The sequence below is a fragment of the Marinilabiliales bacterium genome (assembly GCA_007695015.1).
In the GTDB taxonomy this organism is placed as follows: domain Bacteria; phylum Bacteroidota; class Bacteroidia; order Bacteroidales; family PUMT01; genus PXAP01.
The window spans coordinates 1-24,751 of sequence record REEN01000029.1 but is presented as its reverse complement, the minus strand read 5'-3'; the positions used below and the strand labels follow the sequence as shown (position 1 = coordinate 24,751).

The following is a 24,751-nucleotide window of genomic DNA, read 5'->3' as shown; positions in this document are numbered from 1 at the left end:
TGATTATTGATACTGCAATGAATGACCGCATCATGGTGTTAACTTCCCGGCAAATCATGTTCCGGATCAATTTTTTCAGGTGCCAACCGGTTGATCCGACTGCCTTGCGACAGGGGATCAGCAAAATTACTTTTTTATACCGTAATAAGTTTATCAGGTCATCAAATTATTGAAGCAACAAAAAAAATTCTATTTTTACATCCTTATCAGGCAAATGCCTAAAATTTTTAAATATAATGGACAAAAAACTTACAGACAAGGCATCAGACAATATCCGCATACTATCGGCGGCAATGGTTGAAAAGGCAAAATCAGGGCATCCCGGCGGAGCCATGGGTGGAGCGGACTTTATCAACATCCTATATTCGGAGTTTCTCCGGTTCGACCCCGGCGACATGGAGTGGTTTCTGAGGGACAGGTTCTTCCTTGACCCTGGCCATATGTCGCCCATGCTCTATTCTGCACTATGCCTTACCGGGCACTTTTCAACAGACGACCTGAAAAACTTCAGGCAGTGGGGCAGTCCCACCCCGGGCCATCCCGAGAAGGATCCTGCCAGGGGCATTGAGAACACTTCAGGACCGCTCGGACAGGGGCACACCATGGCTGTTGGCGCAGCAATTGCAGAACGGTTCATGGCTGCCCGCTTCGGCGAATGGATGTCCCACAAGATATATACTTTTATTTCCGACGGAGGCGTTCAGGAGGAGATATCCCAGGGTGCCGGACGCATAGCCGGTTACCTGGGTCTGAGTAACCTGATCATGTTTTACGATGCAAACGATATACAGCTTTCTACAACCACCAGTGCGGTGACCAGCGAAGATACAGGGAAGAAATATGAGGCATGGGGATGGAGAGTGATCACCATTGACGGTAATAGCCAGGATGAAATAAGGAATGCCTTGAAAGCAGCCAACCAGGAATCCGATAAGCCGGTGCTGATAATTGGTAAAACGGTCATGGGCAAAGGATCGGTTACGTCCGACGGCAGCTCTTTCGAGGGAAAGCCGTCAACCCACGGGCAACCTCTGTCGGCAGCAGGGGCAGACTTCGAAAGGACAGTAAAGAATTTGGGAGGGGACCCCTCCGATCCTGTCGCAGTATTCGACGATGTCAAAGAGTATTACGCCAGGATGATGGACAAAAAGAGGGCTGAAGCCGCAGGCCGTAAGGAGGAGCAGGCGAAGTGGGAAAAAGATAACCCTGAGCTGGCAAAAAAACTTGAGCAGTTCCTCTCCGGTGTCATCCCGCCGATTGACTATGCCGGGATATCCCAGAAAGCTGATATATCTACCAGGGCTGCCTCCGGTGTTGTTCTCGGGCATTTTGCCGAAAAAATTGAAAATCTCATTGTCGCCTCGGCAGACCTGGCAAACAGTGATAAGACCGACGGTTTCCTCAAGGCTTCCAAACCATTTACAAGGGGAGATTTCACCGGGGCGTTCCTCCATGCCGGGGTATCTGAACTGACACTTGCCGCCCTTGCAAACGGAATGGCGTTACACGGAGGTGTTGTCCCTGCCATAGGCACCTTCTTTGTCTTTTCCGATTACATGAAACCGGCAGTCAGGCTTGCAGCGCTTATGGAACTGCCTGTAAAATACATATGGACCCATGATGCTTTCAGGGTGGGCGAAGATGGCCCCACCCACCAGCCGGTTGAGCATGAGGCCCAGATCAGGCTGATGGAAGAGCTCAGGAACCATTCGGGAAAACCGAGCATGCTTGTCCTCCGCCCCGCCGACGCGGCAGAGACAACGGTGGCCTGGAAAATGGCCATGGAAAACACCGATACACCCACCGCACTGATCCTCTCAAGGCAGAATATCAAAGATATTCCCGCTGCCGGAGATAAGAAAAGGTACGAAGAGGCCCTTGCCGCATCCAAAGGAGCATATATTGTCACTGACGACGGGGGAACCCCCGACCTGATACTCGTGGGTAGCGGCTCTGAAGTATCGACCCTGGTCGGCGGGGCCGGACTTCTTCGCGACAGGAAAAGTCTGACGGTAAGGGTGGTATCACTTATATCAGAAACCCTTTTCATGCAGCAGGATACTGAATACAGGAAACGGTTAATGCCGGCGGGACTCCCGGTATTCGGGCTGACAGCCGGACTGCCTTCGGTGTTGCGAAATATTGCAGGCCCCCGGGGCAAGGTGTACGGACTTGACCATTTTGGCTATTCTGCTCCCGCCGGTGTGCTGGACGAGAAATTCGGGTTCACCCCCGAAAATGTCTACAGTGAGGCTGTCGGTTACCTCGAAGAGTATAAAATCAGCAGCGGGGCCGGCCTTTAAGCCGGCAGCTTCAGGTATCACTGGCAAAAGGCCCGGCAGGTATTCATCCGGTGCGGTCTGGCGGGCGGGCGAGCCAGCAGTTGGAGGTCACAGCAACAGGTGGCCCTGTTGCAAAACATTGCACCGGCCGTGGAGGACCTTCAGCGATCCCGGTCCGCTAAACCTTTACCGGTTTTTCCGGTCAAAGCTGTATCATCAAATAACAGGCAATGCAGGAACACAGTGACAGCGAACTGATCTCCCTGTTTCGTGACCCGGACCGGAAAAACTATGCCTTTAACATGATAGTCAGAAAGTACCAGGAACGGCTTTACTGGCATATCAGGAAGATGGTTGTCGTACATGACGACGCCGATGATCTTCTGCAGAACAGCTTCATGAAAGCCTGGAAGGGACTTGAAAATTTCAGGGAAGAATCACAGCTGTATACCTGGCTTTACAGAATTGCAACAAACGAGGCGCTCTCATTTCTTAAAGATAAGAAAAGGAAGTATTTCCTGCCGGTTGTTGATGTTGAGGCTGAGCTGAGTTCTAAACTTGAGGGTGACGAATACTTTGACGGCGATGAGCTCCAGATGAAATTGCAGAAAGCTATCCTGCTGCTTCCCGAAAAGCAGAGGCTGGTGTTCAATATGCGTTATTTTGACGAGATGAAATACGAGGAGATGGCCGGAATACTCGATACATCGGTAGGCGCACTGAAGGCCTCCTACCATCATGCAGTTAAAAAAATTGAAAAAATGATAAAAGGCGATTAAACCAATGCTCTCTCTTAACGTCAAATAATCAGTCATGGAAGAAAATGATAACATAAGAAACTTGCCGGGCGGAACAGGTAAAAAGAACCCCTTTTCAGTTCCCGAAGGATACTTCGACAGTTTTCCGGCCAGGATGGCAGAGAGGTTGCAGGATGAAGAACCTCTACCTGCAGCCACAAGGCCCGGAATATGGCAGACCATTCGTCCGCAGCTGGCCCTCGCGGCAACAATAACTGCATTTGCCGTGATCGGCTACCTTGGGTTCAGGAGTTTCATGGTTACAGACGATCAGTGGCTGAGCGATGAAATGATCACCGGATATATTGAATACTACCAGTATGAATTCAGCGAGCCTTACCTGCTCGGATTGCTGGCAGAAGACGATTACTACCTTGACGATTACCCTGAAGACGGCGGCTGGGCGGAGGCTGATGATCCCGATCTTTATATTGATTACCTTTACCAGGAAGAGATTGACCTTTACCTGATAATGACAGAGTTTTAACCTAAAGCATGCAATTATGGCAAAATATATTCTTATAGCAGTATTAATTATACTCCCCTGTACCCTGATTGATGCACAGCAGCCTCAACGAAGGGGAAGAGCTGACTTTGAGCAGGTTGAGGCTGAAAGAATTGCATTCCTCACCCGCTACCTGGAGCTTACCAGTGACGAGGCCAAAGAGTTCTGGCCGGTATATGACGACTACAGGAACCGCAGGGAGCTGCTGGCACAGGAGAGGCAATCGGCAGCCTGGTATTTCAACCAGAACTGGCGCAACCTAGAGGTGGATGAAATAGAGGAGATAGCCGACAAATTTATCTCACTACAGGTAAAGGAGGCGAAACTGTCTGAAGAATATCACGAAAAATTCAAGTCGGTCCTGCCGGCCGTTAAGGTTATGCGGCTGTATGAAGCTGAGAATATGTTCAGGATGCAGCTTCTCAGGCGCGTGAGAGGAGCAGGTACCGGCGCTCCGGGACGGGGACAGGGCGGACCCCCGCAATAGTCTACCCGGTCAGCTAAATTTGCTTAACACTCCTGCCTGGAAACCAACAGGTAATTCCAGCCGGTGGCAAACTCCCAACGGTGAAAAGGGACAAGCGGTCGTAAACCATTACGGCCGCTTTTTTTATTTGTAATTCTCTTTACCTGTTTACTTTTGAAAACTCCCCGGGTTTATTAATTTTATCAAATATTTGTTTTGAACGGATAGCCATGGTTGCTTTTAGCGGTTTTTCCGGGTTATAACCAAATTACATAAACCACCATCAATGATTCAGGTCAAGAAGGTTGTTCATAATATTCTCGAGGTATCCGATCCGGATGACAAATTCGGTAAAACATTCGACATAATCCTCATTACACTTATCCTGCTAAATGTTGCTGCCCTTATACTGGAAACCGTTGAACCGGTAAATGCAGTTATGGGCAATTTCTTTTTCTGGTTCGAATTCTACTCCGTCATATTCTTTTCTTTTGAATACATAATGCGATTATGGACAATAACCCTCAATCCCCGATACTCGCACCCGGTTACCGGCAGGCTCAGATACATGGTCACGGCAATCGCGCTGATAGACCTTTTCGCCATCCTGCCATTCTTCATGCCGTTTCTCAACATCGACCTGAGATTTCTGAGGATATTCCGGGTATTCAGAATATTCAGGCTGCTTAAGGTTGCCAGGTACTTCAAGGCCCTCAATCTCATGATCAGGGTATTCCAGAATAAAAAGGAGGAGCTTGTCATGATGCTCACCTTTATCCTTTTTATGCTCGTACTGTCAGCCTCCCTCATGTACTACATAGAGAATGCCGCCCAGCCGGAGGCATTTGCCAGCATTCCCGATGCCATGTGGTGGGGAATTGCCACCCTTACCACTGTAGGTTACGGCGACGTCTACCCGATAACGGCGCTGGGCCAGTTGCTGGGGGCTGTAATTGCCATCCTGGGAATAGGCTTTTTTGCCCTTCCCACAGGAATTCTCGCCTCAGGGTTCTCAGAGGAGGTAAGAAAAAACAAGGATAAAGCGAGCTCCTGCCCCCATTGCGGGAAAGAACTCCCCGATTAAGACCCTTAAAACTTACCGTTTGAATCAAAGCTGTCCGCAACAATCAGTACGGCTGTCCGCATTACAACAAAACACGAGGCACAGGGACTAAAACGGGGAGGTGTCACTGTACCTTTCAGCCGGGGATGACAGGTGTTCCCATGACTTCTGCCCGGGAACGGCAGGTATTCCAATGATTTCTACCCGGGGATGACAGGGCTGATCGACCGGAGGAAGTCAATCGACTCCCTGATATCCTCAAACATCACCCGGTCATTATCAATGAAAGGAACCTTTTTCCGGTAGGATTCCACAATGCCCTCCAGGTACGCCGAGCTGCGTGCCGGACGGCGGAACTCAAGCGCCTGGGCAGCATTATAAAGCTCGATAGCCAGCACTTTCTCAGTATTTTCGACAACCTTCAGGGCCTTTACCGCGGCATTCGCGCCCATGCTCACATGATCCTCCTGTCCCCCACTCGATTCGATCGTATCTACCGAGGCAGGAGTGCAAAGCTGCTTGTTCTCGCTTACTATGGCAGCCGCTGTGTACTGCGGTATCATAAACCCGCTGTTCAGACCCGGATTGGCCACCAGGAACAGGGGCAATCCACGCTTACCGGAAAGCAGCCTGTATATGCGCCTTTCAGAAATGCTTGCCAGCTCGGCAACGGCAATGCACAGATGGTCCAGTGCCAGGGCCAGCGGTTGTCCGTGAAAGTTGCCCCCTGAAAGCACCAGGTCCTCATCCGGGAATATTGTCGGGTTATCGGTAACAGAATTTATTTCGCGTTCAAACACACTCCCCACGTACTCGAGGGCATCCCCTGAGGCGCCGTGAACCTGTGGTATGCACCTGAAAGAATAGGGGTCCTGCACATGCTTCTTGGTCCGCGACACGATCTCACTACCCTCCAGTATCTTCAGCACCCTTGCGGCCGTCTCTGCCTGCCCCCGGTGCGGCCTCAACTTATGCAAAAGCTCATGGAATGCCCCGGGGCAGCCGTCGTATGCATCGAGGGAGAGGGCGGCTGTTATATCGGCAATGTGCAGGAGCCTGCGGGCCTCGATACAGCACCAGGTACCGTAAGCGCCCATGAACTGGGTTCCGTTGAGCAGTGCCAGGCCCTCTTTGGACTTAAGCACGAGAGGCTCCCATTCGTACATCGAAAGCGCTTCGGAGGCTGCCATCCTGCTGCCTTTATGGTAAACCTCACCAAGTCCGATCAGTGGCAGGCTGAGGTGGGCAAGCGGAGCCAGATCGCCCGAGGCGCCCAACGAACCCTGCTGGTAAACAACAGGCAGAACATCATTATTGAAAAAATCGACCAGCCTCTGCACCGTGGTAAGATGCACACCTGAATGGCCGCGGGAAAGTGATACAATCTTAAGCAGAAGCATCAGTTTTACAAGGTGTCCCGGCACCTCCCCGCCCGTTCCGCAGGCATGCGACATCACCAGGTTCTTCTGAAGGGTATTGAGGTCTTTCGGCGGTATCCTCCTGTCATACAGCGAACCAAATCCGGTATTGATGCCGTAGACGGGTTCGTCCGATTCCGCGAGCTTATTGTCAAGGTATTCCCTGCAACGGGTAATCAGGCCGTACACCTCCTCTGACAGCCCCAGCTTAAGGTTCCCCGAAAGGATATTCCTGATATCTGCGGGTGTTATACCGCCAGTCGTGATATTGTATAATTTCTCCACTTTCCGTCAGTTAAACCAGTACGACATCTTGAACACCACCGCCCTGTTGCGGGCATCCATGGTTTCGGGGAAGTAGTTGTCGGTATAGACAAGGAATATGTCCGATACCGGCTTGTACCTCCACTGAAGCCTTGCATTGATGTTCAGGTTGTCAAGCTGTTCGTTGTACTGGATAAAGGTAGTAAAGAAAAGTGTATTGGTAAAGGTTACATCAATTTTGGGTCCTATCAGCCAGAAACTGTTCCTGTCCCATGGCTCAGGCAGCAGCAGGTCATTGTAGCTGAAGAACAACGAAACGCTTCCATAGGGCTGGTAACGGTAATTGAGGTCCCCCTCCACGAACCGGCGGTTACCGTTGTAGAAACCGCCATATCCGGCAGCAACCCTGTACCTGAAAAGCTTGCGGGTATCTGACCTGTACATTACCGATGCCTCCGACCAGTCGTGCTCGCTGCCCGCCGGCAGCAGGCCGGTGCCGGTGTTGGTAGGGTCAAAATCACGCCTCAGCATCACGTAGTTGTGGTTATATACAATATCTATCCTGCTCAGGTTGTGAAATGTAAAGTAGTAGCCCAGGCTGCTCTCCCTGTCGGTCATACTGAAATCAGAAGGCCTGAAGTAGCTGTTTACCAGTCCCATTATCCCATGCTGCTCAAGGCGGGACGCTTCAGGGTAGAACCTTACCGTCAGCCGGGGGCCGATCTGAAAGAAATCCGTGCGCGGCACAAATCCCGCAGCAGCCACATAGTTGTCGCCCACATAATACTGTTCAATGCCGAGACGAATCCTCTGGCGGTGATAGTTGAGCTCCATACCCTGGGTAAATTGCGATCCGCCTTCAGCGCCATCGGTAACCGATCCAAGTCCGAAAAAGCTGCCGCTCCATAAATTATCAGGGCTCGCAAGGTTGAACTGCAACCCGCCGGTCCGGTTGTAGCCAGATCCCTCCCATCCTTCGGGCTGGCCAAAATTCTGCCGGTTGACAAATATTCCGGTAATATTGGAGCGCGAGAATACCCGCCGCTGCAGCGATGCCACGAAGAAATTGCGTGACGGATTTTCCGGTGTCTGCTCAGTATGCATATCCATCACCCCTATCCGCCAGTCCTGTCCCATATTGCCACTGAGCCTCGCCCCTGCCAGCACCGGCGCATCAAGTCCGATCCGCCGCGAAAAGAACGGACGTATCCTCCTTGACCCGAAGTTGGCAAACAGGTCGGAGTTCTCAAGGAAGAACTGCCTCTTCTCGGGAAAGAACAGCTCGAACCTGTCGAGGTCGGTTATCTGCTGATCAACATCAGCCTGTGAAAAATCAGGATTATAAGTAAGATCAAGGTTAAGCGATGTTGACAGGGCAACCTTTGCGTCAAGGCCGGCATCACCACGGTAGCGTGTACCGGTGCCTGCAACAAAATCGCGTGAGGCACCGCCAAACACATAGGGTATGAGCGAGAGCCTGATACCGGGATCGGGCGGCGGCTCGTCCCACTGCAGTATGCCGCAGTAGGCAAGCGATGCTGTCGGAAACTGCCTTGGCACTGGAGCCCAGGAGGATTTTTCGTTGATCTTCAGATCCAACCGGCTGAAGTTTATGTTCCACCTGTCCAGTCCCGCCCTGTACCTTATCGAGCTGAAGGGTATGCGCATCTCTGCCACCCACCGGTCATCATAACTTCTGGTCACCACCTCCCATTTGGCGTCCCATGTAAGGTCGACGGCATGGCCATTGTTCATGGTACCGTCCCACATGGCCCCTGCCGCATTAACCCCGAATGAATACCCGGTGGTCAGGTCGTTGAAAGGGTCGATGAACATCAGGAAGTTGTCGTTCGTTCCGAAGCTGAAGTCCCTGCGCAACGATTCGACAACACGCGGGCCGGGTATCACATCATAAAATACAAGTGAAAGATAAAGTGCGTCGTCATCATAGGTCATCCTTATCTCCGAAACCGCCTCGCTGTAGCTGGTATCATAGGGTGTTACCATGAAAAAGTCGGTTGCAACGTCGGCCCGCAGCCAGTCCTCCTCATCGACAACACCGTCAAGAACTATCTCCCCTTCCATCTTTCTGATGTTGAGAACGTAGTCGCTGTTAATTGGTTGCCCGGAGGCCCGGACCTCCACCGGTTGTCCGTGTACCTCATTCATGCCTCCCGCACTACCCGAAATAAGACCCCAAACCAGAAACAGGAGAAATGCCGGCAGACCAGCCGGCCGGTTATCTTTGAACATATTTATCAAGTCAGTATAATGCCGGGAAACTACAACTCTTTTATTGAAATGTTGCGGAACTGCACGAGTGAGGGAGAACTAACCCATTCTCCGTCAACCATGCGGCCATGATGCTGCAGTGCTATGGGACCGCTTTCAGGCACACCGGGTAACTGTGCATTTTCGATTACCGTATGGCCGTTCAGTACAACCGTGAGCCGGTCACCCTTCATTGTGATCTCAAATGTGTTCCACTCACCTATATGGTTATCGGCCATCATCGAGGGTGTCACTCCGGCCCTTACCTCAGGAGGCATATTTTGGTCCATCCTGTAGCCGTAAACCTCGCCCGACCCTATCGGCCAGGTCCAGATATTGACCTGGGCCTTCGATGTACCTCTAAGGTAGACCCCTGAATCACTGTCCGGCACCGATATCCTGATAACCTCGCCGTCGGCATTGAGCTGGTGGGTCCCGTCAGGCCTTATAATGGGTACATTGTGGTTTATGAACGGGGTCTCCTTTATCCGCCAGTCCATCTTCAGAACAAAATCACTATAAGAATCCCTGGTCCAAAGATTCTTGTCGCCCGGCGCCTCGCTAAGGGCATCATAATCAATAACCCCATCAATGACCTGCCAGTGTCCGTTATCTCCTTCGGGCACTATCCAGCCTGTGAAGTCCTTTCCGTTAAACAGCTCCTTCCACCCACGGGCCTCCTCATTTTCAGCAAATGCGGAACCGATAACTGTTACAGCAATAAGTAATGCGGTTACACCGGCTGTTTTTTTCAACCTGGTAAAAGTGTATGATCTCATGATTAAATGCTTTAAGTTTATACGGTTAAATCAATGCCCGGTCATCTGCTGCCTGAAGTGGCACGCCGGGCTTTGCTATGAAGGGCTAAATTAAATAATAAAATTAATTTAAAAGCCCCTGTCAGTTTATTTAACACTTAACAATGTTTATTCATAACTTGCAGGCCTTATACAAACAAATTTATTAACTCACATGATCCTGTATTGGATGTTTAACCCTTTAAACCCAGGTTTAACATGGAAGCTTTGAAAGTTGCCACAGCACAGTTTGAACACAGGAGCGGTGACAAACAGTACAATATACGGCAGATTGAAAAATTGTCAGCCATTGCTGCCGGACAGGGTGCGCGTGCTGTTGCATTTCATGAATGCTCGCTTACCGGCTATACCTTTGCCCGCAAGCTGTCGCTCAACCAGATGCTTGAGCTGGCCGAGCCTTTGCCGGAAGGCAAAAGCATTGAACAGCTCAGAATGGTAGCCGAAAAGCATAATGTAGCGGTACTGGCCGGACTATTTGAAAGAGACAGCGAAAACAGAATTCACAAGGCCTATGTCTGTGTTGACAAGACAGGAATGATTGCCAGTCACAGGAAGCTTCACCCGTTCATTAACCCTCATATCACTCCGGGAAACAGCTATACGGTATTTGACCTTCATGGCTGGAAGTGCGGCATACTTATCTGTTATGACAATAATGTGCCTGAAAATGTCAGGGCAACCGGACTTCTGGGTGCAGATATCATCTTCATGCCCCATGTTACCATGTGTACTCCGTCAAGCCGGCCCGGGGCAGGGTTTGTTGACCCTGAACTGTGGAAAAACAGGGAAACCGATCCCACCTCGCTGCGTCTTGAGTTTGACGGGATGAAAGGCCGCCAATGGCTTATGAAATGGCTTCCTTCAAGAGCATATGACAATGCGGCGTATGTTATATTCTCAAATCCCATCGGGATGGATGATGACCAGCTGAAAAACGGCTGTTCAATGATCATTGATCCCTTTGGTGACATAATTGCAGAATGCCGGAACCTTGGCGATGATGTTCAGAGCGCCCTCTGTACACCTGAAAAGCTCACCCTTGCCGGAGGCCATCGCTACAGGCAGGCAAGAAGGCCGGACCTTTACCGCGATATCCTGGGAATTGAACACAACCCGGGGCAGAAGGTTGCCTGGATGGACAGTGATGAAGATCCAGGTTAATTCCAGAGGTGCCTGACAAATTACTGCTCATCAACAATAACCTGCTATTAGTCAATTTTTCAGACAATTAACCGGTAAAACCACAACAAATCCACAAATTAACTGTATATTTAGTCATATTCTGGCACTGTATTTGAAATAACTACCTCTTCAGTAGCCGGAAGAACTACTTAATGCTCTTAACAGAGGTTGACCGGATATAATTAATATAATACTTTAACCTTTAAAAACTGTTTATTATGAAAAAGAGGAATTTACTGCTGATGGCAGCATTACTGATAACGGCTGCCATGTTTACCGCCTGTGAAGATGATGAGATCTTCGATCCCCCCACCGTATTAACCTCGGCCGGAGGTGAAATAGTCCTGGCCGAAGGAGTTGAGGAGTACACCGTGGAAGGCACTGTACTGTCTGATGCCGGCGTTGCCGAGATCAAGCTCCTTCAAGTGACCGATGACGGCAATTTCCAGATCGGGAACACCCTTACCAATTTTGAGAATCCCAATTCAGTTCCCTACAGCTTTACCATTACCGGCATAACCGATGTTATGGTTGTAAAGGTCGAAGCGACAGATGTTGAGATGCAGACCAGCTACTCAGACGAGATAACCCTGGTATATACACCAATACCCGAAACACATCTTACCGATGCCGAAGAGGCAACATGGCAGAGGGTTGGAGGCGCTGCGGGAACAGGCCTTGAAGAGTTCGGGCTGAAATGGACCAGTAATGTTAAATCTATGAACTATGCGGTTATAGCTAAAGATGAAGCGGATAAATTTGTTCAGCTTGCTGCAGATGCCTGGGAAGAGATCACTACCCTTGAAGCTCTTGAAGAAGCAGTTGAACAAGCAGATGACATGAATGATTACAGGGAAGTAAATGTAACTGAGGCCTACAGTGAATATGACGATGTTCTGGCCACAAAAGTCGGCGACGAGTATTTCCTGATATTGGTAAAATCCGCAACAGTAGATGCAACGGAAGATCCAGTAATTTTCACCATCAATATTGATTATAAAACAGCAGAGACGGAATAACAGAGCATGACCCGGCACGGGAGTTGACCTTAAGGCATTTGTCCTGATCTTCATCCCCGGCCGGAACATCAACCAATCCCCGGTAAATCTTCGGATCGCCGGGGATTTTTATTCCGGTAATAATACCTGCCCTGGTGTTCGCTGATGGTTAAAAAAAGTTAACCGGCAGATTGCCTTTAAACGAACCAGGAGCTAATCCCGGCAATATATGCCGTCGAAATACCCTGATTTTAAATGATGTAAAACAGCCTGTATGTTTTTCAGCATATTTAGACTGAAAATAAACTACTTCAGGGTGATAAACCCACTCTGAAACATATGCACCAAGTATTATATTTACACTGTTAACTTTTTAAAATCATGCCTATGAGGTTATTATTCACCCTGAAAATAGTTTTACTGCTTTCACCGACCTGTTTGAATGCCCAGGTGGTTCAGAATTGGCGCGGTCCTGAAAGGATGGGTATCTACCATGAAAAAGGTCTTCTTCAGGAGTGGCCGGCAGCAGGGCCGGAAATGGTTTGGGCGTATGAACAGCTTGGTGAGGGTTTTACCTCTCCGGTTATCAGAGGAGGAATGATATTCATAACAGGAATGGAAGAGAGGAGGGGCTACCTGTATGTTTTGTCAATGAATGGAGCACTTGAAAGAAAATTCCCTTACGGCGAAGAGTACTACCGGAGCTACCCCGGAAGCCGCAGTACTCCGGCAATCGTTGGCAACCATGCATATATAGTCACCGGCCACGGTATGCTGGCATGCATGGATCATACAAGCGGCAACACAGTCTGGCAAATTGACCTGTTCAACGATTTAGACGGCAGCAACATAAGATGGGGCTTTACCGAAAACCTCCTGATCTCGGGTGATACACTCTTCTGCACCCCGGGAGGCAACAAGTATAATGTTGTGGCTCTCAACAGGCATAACGGTGAGGTGATATGGGCAAGCCCCGGGACCGGAGGATTGTCTTCTTATTGTTCGCCGCTTCTGATCAACCACAACGGGCGAAGAATACTGGTAACAATGATGCAGAGGAATATAGTTGGTGTGGATGCTACAACCGGCGAAACACTGTGGACGCATCCTCATGCCAACTTCAGGAACATCCACCCCAATACACCGATCTACCACGAAGGCAGCATCTACGCTTTCAGCGGATATGGAATGGGGGGAGTAAAGCTCAGGCTGAACATGGCCGGAGACGGGGTGACCGAGTTGTGGTTCAACGACGATCTTGACAACCAGTTAGGAGGCACGGTCCTTGTTGACGGGTATATATACGGATCGGGCGACCGCAACAGGTTCTGGTTCTGCGTCGACTGGGAGACAGGCGAAACGGTTTACCGTTCACGCGATATCGACAAAGGAACGGTGATTTGGGCCGACGGCCGACTTTACTGCTATACCGAGAGGGGCGAACTGGCCATCATGGAGCCCACACCTGAGGGATTCATCATCAGGGGCCAGACCAGTATAAAACTGGGTTCGGCACAACACTGGGCCCACCTTGTGATTGACAACGGAATTCTTTACGTCAGGCACGGAAATGCTCTGATGGCATATAACATCAGTGAGTAACCAAATAAATCAGGACTATATGAGAAGAATTGCATTATTGACCACTTTGTTGATCGCCTGCACGGCAGGTATTGCTGCACAGACAGTTCAGAACTGGAGAGGCCCCGAAAGGCAGGGCATCTATCACGAGACCGGGTTGTTGCAGCAATGGCCGGCCGGTGGACCGCAGATGCTCTGGGCCTTTGAACAGCTTGGGGCAGGATTTTCTTCACCTGTGGTGGCAGACGGTAACATATACGTTACCGGGATAGAGGATGGAACAGGTTATGTGTACAAACTTTCCATGAACGGCGATCTTTTAAACAGGTTTGCATACGGGCCGGAATTTCACGGCGAAGGCTATCCGGGCAGCCGGAACACTCCTGCAGTGGTGGATGACAAAATATACATAGTGAGCAGTAACGGTGTCCTGGTCTGCATGGATGCCGGCACAGGCAGGACCATATGGCAGCTCGACCTCTTCAATGATCTTGATGGAAGGAACATACGGTGGGGGCTGACGGAGAACCTGCTTATAGACGGCGACAGGATATACTGTTCCCCGGGTGGCAGAAAGCACAATATTGTTGCCCTCAACCGCCATAATGGTGAGATCATATGGTCTAGCCAGGGCACGGGCGAAGTATCGGCCTACTGCTCGCCGCTGCTGGTCGACCATTACGGGAGGCGCCTGCTTATAACACATATGAAGGACCATATCGTGGCACTTAATGCCGATACCGGCAGGCTGATGTGGTCGCACCGTCACGACAACAGATGGGACGTACACCCCAACACCCCGATATACCACGAAGGCAGTATCTTTGCATTCAGTGGTTACGGCCAGGGAGGGGTTAAGCTTAACATCAATTCAGTGGCCAACGCAGTAAGCGTTGAGTGGACCAATAACCTTGACAACCAGATGGGCGGTGCGGTGCTGGTAGATGGCTTTATCTACGGATCAGGCCAGAACAACAGGTTCTGGGAAAAAGTGGACTGGGAAACGGGCGAGACAATCTACCGGTCGCGCGACATAGCCAAGGGAACCGTAATATGGGCCGACGGACGGCTGTACTGCTACTCCGACAGAGGCGAGCTGGCCCTTGTTGAGCCCGGGCCTGACGGTTTTATTATCAGGGGACAGACCGGTATAACCCTGGGGTCAGGGCAGCACTGGGCCCACCTGGTGATCGACAACGGCGTGCTTTATGTCAGGCGCGGCAATGCCCTGATGGCATTCGATATCGGGAGATGATCCGCCCACAAGAGTATATTGTCTGACTTTTGTAATAAATTAATTAACCCGGGTTGTTTTCCGGCAATCAGGTCATCTTGCTTTGCACAAATAAGTCGTAAACCATACATTATCAATACGTTAAATTTTGTTAACGCGTGGCAGAATATATATTATATCAGTATATTAATCCGCTGAAGTAGAAAAATAGCTAATTTAACCCATATATATGAAACTTCATTTCGCATTTATCTGCCTGCTTATCCTGGGCGCATTAACAATCACCGAACCCCTGGCCGCACAGTCTCAAAATGGCTGGCGGGGCCCATACCGGAATGGGTTATATCCGGAAAGCGAACTGCTGAAATCCTGGCCGACTGAAGGGCCGGATATGCTATGGGAAACATCAGATGCAGGAAGGGGATACTCCAGCCCCGTGATCGCAGGCGACCGCCTGTATATTACAGGGATGAACCAGGGAGGCGACAGGGAGATTTTCTCGGCATACACGCTCAACGGAGAAAAGATCTATGAACTTGAATACGGCTCACCCTGGGATGCAACTTATCCCGAAACACGCACAACCCCAACTATTATGGATGACAGAGCCTGGGTGATCAGCGGAGAGGGAGAGATAGTTTGCATTGAGATCGCTAACGGAGATATATTATGGCATGTAGAAGGGGGAGAATTGTTCGAAAGGGAGACAGGCAGGTGGGGAACGGCTGAATCACCGCTGGTATTTGATAATAAAGTGATCTACACTCCGGGCGGTGACAAGACCACGATGGTTGCACTGGATGCAGAAACCGGCGAAACGGTATGGATGAGTCCGCCACTGGGAGATCACTACGGCTATGTGTCCCCGCTTCTGATAAACCATAACGGAAAAAGGCAGATCATTGCCATGACAGGAGATAATGTGATAGGAGTTGATCCGGAAACCGGTGATATTGAATGGACCTTCGACGACTGGGGGAGGAGAATAGGAGAAAGTATTGTTACCAATACGCCCCTGTTCAGCAACGGGCGTCTCTTTTTCTCCAACGGTTATAGACAGGGCTCCTTCATGCTTGAACTGAACAATGATGCAACTGATGTTTCCCTCGTATGGCGTAATGACGACCACGGCACTCATCACGGGGGATTTGTACTTCTTGACGGGGTTATTTACGGCTCCAACTGGATAAGCAACAACCGGGGAAACTGGGTGGCAGTGGACTGGGATACTGGTGAAACTCTTTACAACGAGTCATGGAACACAAAAGGATCAATAATTACCGACGGAACCATGTTATATAGTTACGAAGAACGCAGGGGGAATGTGGGACTGGTAAAACCAAACCGCCGGAGTTTCGATGTTGTAAGCGAGTTCCGGGTAACCGGAGGAGAAGGCCCGCACTGGGCACACCCGGTAATAAATGACGGAATTCTTTATATTAGACACGGACCGATGCTGAGAGCATACAGCATAAGGAATTGAAACCTGTTACGGTCTTTGTCCGTCAAAATAACAGTGGCCGGACGTACGTTTGGGTAACAGAAATGATTTATGCGGGAATTAGCATATAAATATTTAAACTATCTTCCGGTAATTGTTTTTTTCGGGGGACTTCTGGCGGTTGCCTGGTGGATCATCTATAACCCCTGGGCAACTCTCGCTCCGTCGCTTCCCGGTGCTGACGGGTACACAGGAAGTGAAGGCGGAGTCGAAGAGATGATCGTTATAGGAGCCCACTTTGAGGAGATGAGACCCCCCGTACCCGTTGGTGGAGAGAGCTGGCCGAGGTTCAGGGGTGAGGACTTTGACAACATATACCGCAACCCTGTGCCCCTTATCGACAATTTTTCGCAGGGTGGCACAGATATACTGTGGTCAGTCGATCTGGGCGAGGGTCATGCCGGTCCGGCAATATATGAGGGACTTGTCTACCTGCTCGATTATGATGAGGATCAGAGGGCCGATATGCTGAGGGTTTTTTCGCTCGAAACCGGTGAGGAATTGTGGAGAAGATGGTACAATGTGCATATCCGCAGGAACCACGGCATGTCGCGAACGGTCCCTGCCGTATCTGAGGAATATATCCTCACAATCGGTCCGCGCGGACACGTAATGTGTGTGGACAGGCTTTCGGGCGACCTTCTCTGGGGTATAGACCTCGAAATGGAATGGAACGCCGAAATACCGTTATGGTATACGGGACAGTGTCCGCTCCTCGACGATGGTGTGGCAGTAATTGCCCCGGGGGGAGACGCGCTTATGATAGGAGTAGACGCGGCTACCGGAGAGATTCTCTGGGAAACACCCAATCCGCACGGTTGGGAGATGTCACATTCATCCATCATCCCGTTCATTTATGAGGGGATAAAAATGTATGTTTACAGTGCCGTAGGCGGCGCCATAGGGGTTGCCGCCGAGGGACCCCGGGCTGGTGAGGTGCTCTGGGAAGTGCCGGAATGGAACCACCGGGTGCTGGCCGCCTCACCTGTATGCCTTCCCGACGGCAGGATTTTCCTTACAGCAGGATACGGAGCGGGCAGTATGATGCTGCAGCTTCACAACCGAAACGGCACCCTTGAGCCTGAAATAATTGAAACATACAGGCCGGGAGAGGGCCTGTCGAGTGAACAACAGACACCGGTATTCGCTGACGGACATCTCTTCGGAGTGCTGCCAAAGGATGCCAGGGCAATGAGAAATCAGTTCGTTTGCGTCGATCCGGACGATATAAGCTCCTTCGTGTGGACCAGCGGTTCGACAGCAAGATTTGGACTGGGACCCTTCATTCTTGCAGATGACAAATTCTACCTGCTGGATGATGATGGCACACTCTACATAATTGAGAAGAGTTTGCAGGGATTCAGGCAGCTTGACAGCATGAGGCTGATAGAAGACGGACACGATGCCTGGGCTCCGCTGGCAATAGCCGACGGCTATATGTTATTGAGAGACGACCATACAATGATATGCATTGACCTCAAAAGATAAAGATCATGCGAAAATGGGCAGTCATTTCCATAGTTGTAATTTCGGCAGCCGCCATCATAGCGGTGATAATTGTCGAGCACAGATCCACCCTCCCGGGCAGGAGGCCGGCAAACCCTTTTGCCTACGATGTTGAGGAGTTCAGGTCGGTCGACCAGGAGCTGATCCGCTGGAGGGAAGCGCGGCAAGTGGAACTTGACAGTGAAGATCCCCGCGCAATGACATATGCCTCGGGCAAAATTTACCTGGCCTCACAAAATGAGCTGCAGGTGATTGGAAGTGACTGGAGCCGGATATTAAGGAGAACTCTCCCGGCCATACCAACATGCCTGGCGGTGGCTGAAGAGGGATGGATCGTAGTGGGAATGGGCAATCGGCTTGCCGTTCTTAACAGTGATGGAGAAACCGTTGCAAAGTCGGAACCTCTCCCGGCAGAAAGCAATATCACATCACTGGCAATCCTGGGCGATGATATATATGCTGCCGATGCCTCCGGGCGGCGAGTGCTCATCTTTAACCGCAAACTTGAACAGACTGGTGAGTTCAGGGGTGATTCTGGGGTATCAGATGTGCATGGCTTCATTGTGCCAGGTGCACATTTCACTCTCGCGGTAAATTCAGAAGACGAATTGTGGATAACCAATCCCGGAATTCATTCCCTTCAGAACTACACCGCGTCAGGAAGGCTGAGATCATACATCCAGAGGAGCTCATTCGGTATCGACGGTTTCAGCGGATGCTGCAATCCGGTTCATTTCACATTTCTGCCCGACGGCAGGTTCGTTACCAGTGAAAAAGGAATCATCAGGATCAAGGTGATAATAGGTACGGGGGAAGTTGAATCGGTGGTAGCGCCTTCAGAACTGTTCAGGGAGGGGACAAGGGCGCCCGCGGTGGCAGTCGATGATAACGGCAACGTGCTTGCCCTGGATTTTGACAGGAACATGATAAGAATATTCGAACCAATATGAGCAAAATGCAACGAAGAGAATTTCTGACAACTGCAGGCAGGTATGCACTTTATGCTGCGTTTGGGGTGATTGCTGCAGCAAGCCTGAAAAAGGCCCGGCCGGCATCGGAAAAAGCTTGTCCGCCACACATATCCTGCAGAGACTGCAACCGGCTTCGGGGGTGTAACCTGGAAGAAGCAGAAGAAGCCAGGTCAGCCGAAATGGACCTCAACTCATAAATTTCATAAACCATGGAGAGAAAGAAGACGAAAAGCCGGAGGGAATTCATTAGCAGCAGTGCACGGTTCGGCATGGTACTCGCGCTCGGGGGGATCGGGGGACTGGCTTTCAGGAAGTCCACCGCCGACCAGTGGGTCTGGCAGATTGATCCCTTCAAGTGTTCCTGGTGCGGGAGGTGCGCAACCCACTGCGTGCTGAACCCCTCGGCGGTCAAGTGTGTGCATGCATATGAACTGTGCGGTTACTGCGACCTTTGCGGCGGATACCTGATCCCGGGCCATTCCGACCGCAGCACGGCAGCCGAAAACCAGCTTTGTCCGACCGCTGCAATAGAAAGGAAATTCATCGAAGAACCCTATTATGAGTATAAGATAAACGAGAGTCTCTGTATCGGATGCGCCAAATGTGCAGAGGGCTGCTCCGCATTCGGCAACGGGTCGCTGCACCTCCAGATCATGCACCATCTATGCGTTAACTGCAATGAGTGCGCCATAGCAAGGGTGTGCCCCTCCGATGCCATAAAAAGGGTTAAGGGTTCGGACCCCTACCTGATGAAAGGCGATTTCACCGCCGGGGACGGAGAAACCTGACAATATTTCTCAATCAGGCCTGAAAACTTGAAAATGTTTGAAAATCTCACGAAAAAACCAGTTCATCAGTCCGGAAAACAGAAAAATCTAAATAATAATCAGTATAAATTGAAGATCTCAACCACCATATTGCCTCTCCTGCTGCTTGTGATGACAACATTACCGTTAGAAACATTTTCACAGCAACGTTTTCCGGCGCCTGAATTTGAATCGGGTTATGAGTTACCCGAAGCAACAACGCCCGAACCCCGGGCACTCACCCTCGAATATGGCGACGTGATCGTGCTTCTGGGTTTTCTGATTATAACCTCATGGCTGGTAATCAAAAAGCGCTCCAGGCAATGGATCCTGTGGCTCTCTGTCGGAGCGCTTCTCTATTTCGGCTTCTGGAGAGAAGGGTGTATCTGCTCGGTCGGCTCGGTACAGAACATGGTTCTGTCTCTGTCCGATCCGGCATACATGGTTTCCTATACCGTGATTGCCTTCTTCATGCTGCCGCTGATCTTCAGCCTTTCATTCGGGAGGGTGTTCTGTGCTTCAGCCTGCCCCCTTGGAGTTATACAGGACCTGGTGATAGTCAGGCCGGTGAAGGTGCCGGTATGGATTCAGAAATCACTTGGCTTATTCCCGTTTGTCTACCTTGCACTTGCAGTGCTTTACGCTGCCACCGGCACCGATTTCATCATCTGCCGCTACGACCCCTTCATAGGAATATTCAGGATGGGCGCCGAATTCCACCTTATCGTCCTTGGCATCTCGTTTCTGCTCACCGGTATGTTCGTGGCAAGGCCCTACTGCCGGTTTGTATGTCCCTACGGCGCATTGCTCAAGGTCACATCCATGTTCTCAAAGCGCCACCTTTCGATCACCCCCAACCAGTGCATACAGTGTAAACTTTGCGCCGATTCATGCCCCTTTGGTGCAATTGACAAACCGACCCCCGACAAGCTGGTACAGGACATAAAGGGGCGTACAGGGAAGTTTCTGCTATATGCGGCAATTATACCGCTGCTTATGCTGATCGGGGGATTTGCGCTGTCGTCATCTCACGTTTTCCTGGCAAAGGCCCATCCCGATGTATATCTTGCACACCTCCTTATAGATAACCCTGAGGTTATGGATGACCGTGACAATCTCGACGTACAGACCTTTCTCGGGTCTGACCGCTCCGTTGACGAGCTGGTTGAATCAGCAGGTGAAATACAAGCATCATTTTATACTGGAGCATGGTTTACGGGGGTATTTATCGGACTGGTGGCGGGTCTGTTCCTGATCTCGCAATATATTGTCAGGCGCCGGACAGACTATGAACCAAACAGGGGCGACTGCTACAGCTGCGGACGCTGCATGAAGTATTGCCCGGTGCAGAAATGAGCCGGAGGGAAGCAACCCGTTAATTGCCGGTAGTGCAACAAAAAGTAATGAAAGAACGAACTAAAAAATGAACATCAGCGACAAAATAAAGATTGCAAAACAGACAGCCACGGTGGCAGGGGCATTTTGCCTTGTCATAAGCCTCCTGCTGCTTCTCAACTACCTGCAGATGCGTTCAGCCGACCCGCTTGAAAGCGAGGTAATGGAAACGCTGGTGCAGCGGCTCAGGATGGAGCCCGGCAACGAGCAGCTCAAGCAGGAGATCAGGCAGTTCGACCTGCTGGCAAGAAAGGCATACTTTACAAGCCTGTGGCAGGTGCGCACCGGAGGGTATCTTCTTCTGTTCGCCTCAATAATAATGGTAGTGGCCCTGAGGGTCTACTACTCCCTTATTGCCAGGATAGAAAAACCGGAAGATGAGGAAGAGACCGATGATATCGCGGGCAGGGCGCTTTCACGCAGGTGGATACTTGCCGGCACCGGCATCCTGGTGGCAATAGCGCTGGTGGCGACATTTACCGTCTCCGACCCCGTCGAAAGATACCTGGCCGGTGCACCCATTTCCGAAGAGGTCGAAGATCAGGTTGAACGAATTACAATAACCGATCCCGAACCCAGGCCCGCACCAGTCCCCTTCCCTGACGATACTGCAACCGAAGATGAAGACCGGGTTACAGAACCCGGCGAAGAACCCGGCGAAGCTACGGCTGAACACGCCGCGCCGGAAGTAACCCCGGTAAGCCCCGCCGCTCCGGCCTTCCCCGGCGAGACCGCCATCAGGAACAACCATAATGCTATCAGGGGGCCATGGAGTAACGGGGTGGTCTACCACGATAACCTGCCGGTGGAGTGGGATGGCGAATCGGGCAGCAACATCCTCTGGAAGGTGCCCATCCCGCTCCACGCCTTCAGCTCGCCGGTGATCTGGGGCGACAGGCTGTTTATAACCGGAGCCGATGCAGACGAGAGAAAGGTTTTCTGCTTCGACAGGCACACCGGCGACCTGCTGTGGGAAGCTTCGGCCGATAATATACCCGGGTCACCGGCCACACCGCCAAGAACTACTCCCGATACCGGACTGGGTGCGCCGTCGGCCACCACCGACGGAATTGGCGTATATGCCATTTTCGGCACAGGCGACATAATAGCACTCGACATGGAGGGTAACCGACTGTGGGCGAGAAACCTGGGCGTTCCCGACAACCACTACGGGCACTCCTCATCGCTCATCTCCCGTGGCGAAAAGCTGTTTGTGCAGTATGACGACCTTGACCAGGGCAGGATACTGTGCCTCAACGTGCTTACAGGCGAGACAATATGGGACATTACCAGGGACTCCCATGTATCCTGGGCCTCCCCCATCCTGGCCAATGTTGACGGCAGCTACCAGCTCGTGGTCAAAGGGAACCCCATAGTAGCCGGATACGACATTGAAACAGGCAGGGAGCTGTGGTCGGTAAGCGCCATGGCAGGCGAAGTCGGACCTTCGCCTGCGTATGGTGGGGGACTTGTCTTTGCTGCCAACGAATATGCAACGATGGTGGCAATCGACCCCGCGTCGGGGAATGTTGTGTGGGAGGACAACTACTACCTGCCCGAAGTGGCAAGTCCGGTCTACGCCAACGGATACGTTTTCATAGCAACAACCTATGCAGTGGTTGCCTGCCTGGATGCACAGACCGGTGAAACCCTGTGGGAATACGATACCGATAACATTTTCTACTCATCACCAGTGGTTGCCGGAAACAGGCTCTACGTTACCGATATCAGCGGCAACACCTACATATTTGAAACGGGCGGGGAGCCAAACCTCCTTGCGCAGAACTCCCTCGGCGAAGAGGTGTATACAACTCCCGCCTTTGCCGACGGCAGGATATACATAAGGGGTGAAGATCATCTATACTGCATAGGAAACTGAAATACAAGCAAACAGGATGGATACGCAGTTGAGCAGGATACATAAAGATGTTGATGAGATAACCTCCCTTTCGGGGAAGGACAAGAGCGCCGTAATACCGGTTCTGCAGGCTATCCAAAACAGGTACAACTACCTTCCGCGGGAAGCGCTGAAAAGGGTTTGCGATACAACCAGCATAACACCGGCGGAAATTACGGGCGTTGCAAGCTTTTACACCCAGTTCAGATTTGAGCCTGCAGGCAAACATATTGTCAAAGTCTGCACGGGAACGGCCTGCCACGTAAAAGGAGCCATGCTGGTGCACGATGCCATGGCCAGGGAGATGAAGCTGGCACCGGGACGGTCAACCGACGACAAGAGGCTCTTCACCCTCGAAAAGGTGGCATGCCTGGGCTGCTGCACACTGGCGCCGGTTGTGCAGATTGACGACACAACCTATGGGCATGTTTCTGCCAACCTGTCAGCAGGCGTGCTGAAGGATTTCCTGAGCCGCGACGGTAAGCAAAAGAAAAAGAGGGGTATCATCCTGCCGGGCGGGGAGATACTGGGAGAGATCAGGGTCGGACTCGGTTCCTGCTGCGTTGCAAGCGGCAGCAGCGACATAAAAGATGCCGTTGAAGAATCGGTATCACGCGACCGGATAAACGTGAACATCAAGCAGGTCGGCTGCGTGGGCATGTGCCACCAGGTACCTTTGCTCGAAGTTGTTACAGGCAACGGCGGCACTGAACAGTCCAGGCTGTACGCCAGGGTGTCGCCGGCAGATGTTAAATCGATCGTGAGGTCGCATTTTTCACCTCCCGGATTGCTGACGCGGATAAGGAACGGGATTACCCGTATTGCCGAGACCATACAGACTGACGAGGACTGGGAAGGTATTGAACGCTACTCGTTAGACGTGCGGGAAAATCACGTGGCCTCCTTCCTTGGCAACCAGATACCGATAGCCACCGAGCACAGGGGTGTGCTCGACCCGCTGGATCTTGACGACTATATTGACCGCGGCGGGTTTGGGGGACTCAAACGGGCGCTTGACATGGAGCCTGGTGAAGTGATAAATGAGATTGTTGAGAGCGGACTGCGCGGAATGGGCGGCGCGGGGTTCCCTACAGGTGAAAAATGGAAAGTGGCCGCTTCCCAGCCGGGAGAAGGCAAGATACTCATATGCAACGGCGATGAGGGCGACCCGGGGGCGTTCATGGACAGGATGTTGCTTGAATCATACCCCTTCAGGATAATTGAGGGGATGATAATCGCGGCAAAGGCCGTGGGGACATCCGAAGGCATATTCTATATCAGGGCCGAATATCCCCTGGCCGTCAAACGGGTCAGGCAGGCAATCGGGATGTGCCATGCCAAAGGACTTCTGGGAGATAATATCCTCAACAGCGGCTTCAGTTTCAGCATCAGGATCAAGGAGGGCGCCGGTGCATTTGTGTGCGGAGAAGAGACAGCTCTCATTGAATCGATAGAGGGCAAGAGGGGATTCCCGCGGATCAGGCCGCCGTTCCCAGCCGAGAAGGGATTGTGGGGCAAGCCGACACTGATCAACAACACCGAGACTTTTGCCATGGTGCCATACATACTGGACCAGGGCGGGAAAAAGTTTGCATCAATAGGCACTCCCGAAAGCAGGGGAACCAAAGTATTCGCCCTCGCCGGCAAGATAAGGCGGGGGGGGCTGATAGAGGTGCCGATGGGAATTACCATCAGGGAGATAGTGGAGGATATCGGCGGCGGCATTGCAGGCGACAAGCAATTCAAGGCGGTGCAGATAGGCGGCCCGTCGGGCGGCTGCGTACCACACTACCTGT

At 51.3% G+C, this 24,751-nt stretch carries 20 protein-coding genes; 17 read left to right on the top strand and 3 right to left on the bottom strand.

Annotation, left to right across the window (positions count from 1 at the left end; all coding sequences use genetic code 11):
• The first annotated feature begins 236 nt into the window (after positions 1 to 236).
• The 5 genes from EA408_02180 to EA408_02160 all read left to right on the top strand — a co-directional run bounded on the left by EA408_02180 (position 237) and on the right by EA408_02160 (position 5,134).
• A complete protein-coding gene (locus tag EA408_02180) occupies positions 237 to 2,303 on the top strand; it encodes a transketolase (protein TVR74540.1) in 2,067 nt (688 codons plus the stop codon).
• 209 nt (positions 2,304 to 2,512) lie between these two features.
• Entirely contained in the window at positions 2,513 to 3,061 is a 549-nt protein-coding gene (locus tag EA408_02175; protein TVR74539.1) for a sigma-70 family RNA polymerase sigma factor, read from the top strand.
• Positions 3,062 to 3,095: 34 nt separating this feature from the next.
• A complete protein-coding gene (locus tag EA408_02170; protein ID TVR74538.1) occupies positions 3,096 to 3,566 on the top strand; it encodes a hypothetical protein in 471 nt (156 codons plus the stop codon).
• Positions 3,567 to 3,582: 16 nt separating this feature from the next.
• Complete coding sequence (locus tag EA408_02165) at positions 3,583 to 4,071, top strand: hypothetical protein (protein TVR74537.1); 489 nt, start codon at positions 3,583 to 3,585, stop codon at positions 4,069 to 4,071.
• 265 nt (positions 4,072 to 4,336) lie between these two features.
• Entirely contained in the window at positions 4,337 to 5,134 is a 798-nt protein-coding gene (locus EA408_02160) for an ion transporter (GenBank protein TVR74536.1), read from the top strand.
• A 179-nt stretch (positions 5,135 to 5,313) separates the two neighbouring features.
• Here EA408_02160 and hutH read toward each other — a convergent pair whose 3' ends face one another.
• From hutH to EA408_02145, 3 genes are all read right to left on the bottom strand, one after another.
• On the bottom strand, positions 5,314 to 6,816 hold the full coding sequence (gene hutH, locus EA408_02155; GenBank protein TVR74535.1) for a histidine ammonia-lyase: 1,503 nt from the start codon (positions 6,814 to 6,816) through the stop codon (positions 5,314 to 5,316).
• Between the two features lie 6 nt (positions 6,817 to 6,822).
• The gene (locus EA408_02150; protein TVR74638.1) at positions 6,823 to 8,964 is read right to left on the bottom strand and encodes a hydrolase; all 2,142 of its coding nucleotides are present in this window, start codon (positions 8,962 to 8,964) and stop codon (positions 6,823 to 6,825) included.
• A 113-nt stretch (positions 8,965 to 9,077) separates the two neighbouring features.
• Positions 9,078 to 9,845 (bottom strand): DUF1080 domain-containing protein, encoded by a 768-nt coding sequence (locus EA408_02145; GenBank protein ID TVR74534.1) that lies wholly within the window; start codon positions 9,843 to 9,845, stop codon positions 9,078 to 9,080.
• Positions 9,846 to 10,082: 237 nt separating this feature from the next.
• Between EA408_02145 and EA408_02140 the strand changes: the two genes are divergently transcribed.
• The 12 genes from EA408_02140 to EA408_02085 form a co-directional block, all read left to right on the top strand.
• On the top strand, positions 10,083 to 11,045 hold the full coding sequence (locus EA408_02140; GenBank protein TVR74533.1) for a nitrilase: 963 nt from the start codon (positions 10,083 to 10,085) through the stop codon (positions 11,043 to 11,045).
• A gap of 239 nt (positions 11,046 to 11,284) precedes the next feature.
• Positions 11,285 to 12,085 (top strand): hypothetical protein, encoded by an 801-nt coding sequence (locus EA408_02135; GenBank protein TVR74532.1) that lies wholly within the window; start codon positions 11,285 to 11,287, stop codon positions 12,083 to 12,085.
• Between the two features lie 360 nt (positions 12,086 to 12,445).
• Positions 12,446 to 13,666 carry an alcohol dehydrogenase gene (locus EA408_02130; protein ID TVR74531.1) on the top strand — a complete coding sequence of 407 codons (1,221 nt, stop codon included), beginning with the start codon at positions 12,446 to 12,448 and terminating at the stop codon, positions 13,664 to 13,666.
• A gap of 19 nt (positions 13,667 to 13,685) precedes the next feature.
• Positions 13,686 to 14,900, top strand: coding sequence for an alcohol dehydrogenase (locus EA408_02125; protein TVR74530.1), 1,215 nt, complete (start codon positions 13,686 to 13,688; stop codon positions 14,898 to 14,900).
• Between the two features lie 208 nt (positions 14,901 to 15,108).
• Positions 15,109 to 16,362, top strand: a complete 1,254-nt coding sequence (locus tag EA408_02120) for an alcohol dehydrogenase (protein TVR74529.1) — start codon at positions 15,109 to 15,111, stop codon at positions 16,360 to 16,362.
• A gap of 69 nt (positions 16,363 to 16,431) precedes the next feature.
• A complete protein-coding gene (locus tag EA408_02115; GenBank protein ID TVR74528.1) occupies positions 16,432 to 17,868 on the top strand; it encodes a hypothetical protein in 1,437 nt (478 codons plus the stop codon).
• Between the two features lie 5 nt (positions 17,869 to 17,873).
• Positions 17,874 to 18,836, top strand: coding sequence for a hypothetical protein (locus tag EA408_02110; protein ID TVR74527.1), 963 nt, complete (start codon positions 17,874 to 17,876; stop codon positions 18,834 to 18,836).
• Positions 18,833 to 19,054, top strand: coding sequence for a hypothetical protein (locus EA408_02105; GenBank protein TVR74526.1), 222 nt, complete (start codon positions 18,833 to 18,835; stop codon positions 19,052 to 19,054). Before EA408_02110 ends, EA408_02105 begins: the two co-directional genes overlap by 4 nt.
• Positions 19,055 to 19,066: 12 nt before the next feature.
• Complete coding sequence (locus tag EA408_02100) at positions 19,067 to 19,645, top strand: ferredoxin (GenBank protein TVR74525.1); 579 nt, start codon at positions 19,067 to 19,069, stop codon at positions 19,643 to 19,645.
• A gap of 33 nt (positions 19,646 to 19,678) precedes the next feature.
• Positions 19,679 to 21,019: a 4Fe-4S binding protein gene (locus tag EA408_02095; GenBank protein ID TVR74524.1), complete on the top strand. Its 1,341-nt coding sequence runs from the start codon at positions 19,679 to 19,681 to the stop codon at positions 21,017 to 21,019.
• Between the two features lie 67 nt (positions 21,020 to 21,086).
• The gene (locus EA408_02090) at positions 21,087 to 22,937 is read left to right on the top strand and encodes a hypothetical protein (protein TVR74523.1); all 1,851 of its coding nucleotides are present in this window, start codon (positions 21,087 to 21,089) and stop codon (positions 22,935 to 22,937) included.
• A 16-nt stretch (positions 22,938 to 22,953) separates the two neighbouring features.
• Positions 22,954 to 24,751 (top strand): proton-conducting membrane transporter (locus EA408_02085; GenBank protein TVR74522.1); only part of this gene is annotated, 1,798 nt, incomplete at its 3' end.

Bases quoted from the DNA above. Each gene is read 5' to 3' on its own strand.
- EA408_02130 (TVR74531.1), top strand. From the start codon at position 12,446: ATGCCTATGAGGTTATTATTCACCCTGAAAATAGTTTTACTGCTTTCA.
- EA408_02120 (TVR74529.1), top strand. From the start codon at position 15,109: ATGAAACTTCATTTCGCATTTATCTGCCTGCTTATCCTGGGCGCATTA.
- EA408_02090 (TVR74523.1), top strand. From the start codon at position 21,087: ATGAACATCAGCGACAAAATAAAGATTGCAAAACAGACAGCCACGGTG.
- EA408_02175 (TVR74539.1), top strand. From the start codon at position 2,513: ATGCAGGAACACAGTGACAGCGAACTGATCTCCCTGTTTCGTGACCCG.
- EA408_02115 (TVR74528.1), top strand. From the start codon at position 16,432: ATGCGGGAATTAGCATATAAATATTTAAACTATCTTCCGGTAATTGTT.
- EA408_02150 (TVR74638.1), bottom strand. From the start codon at position 8,964: ATGAATGAGGTACACGGACAACCGGTGGAGGTCCGGGCCTCCGGGCAA.
- EA408_02145 (TVR74534.1), bottom strand. From the start codon at position 9,845: ATGAGATCATACACTTTTACCAGGTTGAAAAAAACAGCCGGTGTAACC.
- EA408_02170 (TVR74538.1), top strand. From the start codon at position 3,096: ATGGAAGAAAATGATAACATAAGAAACTTGCCGGGCGGAACAGGTAAA.
- EA408_02135 (TVR74532.1), top strand. From the start codon at position 11,285: ATGAAAAAGAGGAATTTACTGCTGATGGCAGCATTACTGATAACGGCT.
- EA408_02165 (TVR74537.1), top strand. From the start codon at position 3,583: ATGGCAAAATATATTCTTATAGCAGTATTAATTATACTCCCCTGTACC.
- EA408_02110 (TVR74527.1), top strand. From the start codon at position 17,874: ATGCGAAAATGGGCAGTCATTTCCATAGTTGTAATTTCGGCAGCCGCC.
- EA408_02105 (TVR74526.1), top strand. From the start codon at position 18,833: ATGAGCAAAATGCAACGAAGAGAATTTCTGACAACTGCAGGCAGGTAT.
- EA408_02125 (TVR74530.1), top strand. From the start codon at position 13,686: ATGAGAAGAATTGCATTATTGACCACTTTGTTGATCGCCTGCACGGCA.
- EA408_02095 (TVR74524.1), top strand. From the start codon at position 19,679: ATGTTTGAAAATCTCACGAAAAAACCAGTTCATCAGTCCGGAAAACAG.
- EA408_02180 (TVR74540.1), top strand. From the start codon at position 237: ATGGACAAAAAACTTACAGACAAGGCATCAGACAATATCCGCATACTA.
- EA408_02100 (TVR74525.1), top strand. From the start codon at position 19,067: ATGGAGAGAAAGAAGACGAAAAGCCGGAGGGAATTCATTAGCAGCAGT.
- EA408_02160 (TVR74536.1), top strand. From the start codon at position 4,337: ATGATTCAGGTCAAGAAGGTTGTTCATAATATTCTCGAGGTATCCGAT.
- EA408_02140 (TVR74533.1), top strand. From the start codon at position 10,083: ATGGAAGCTTTGAAAGTTGCCACAGCACAGTTTGAACACAGGAGCGGT.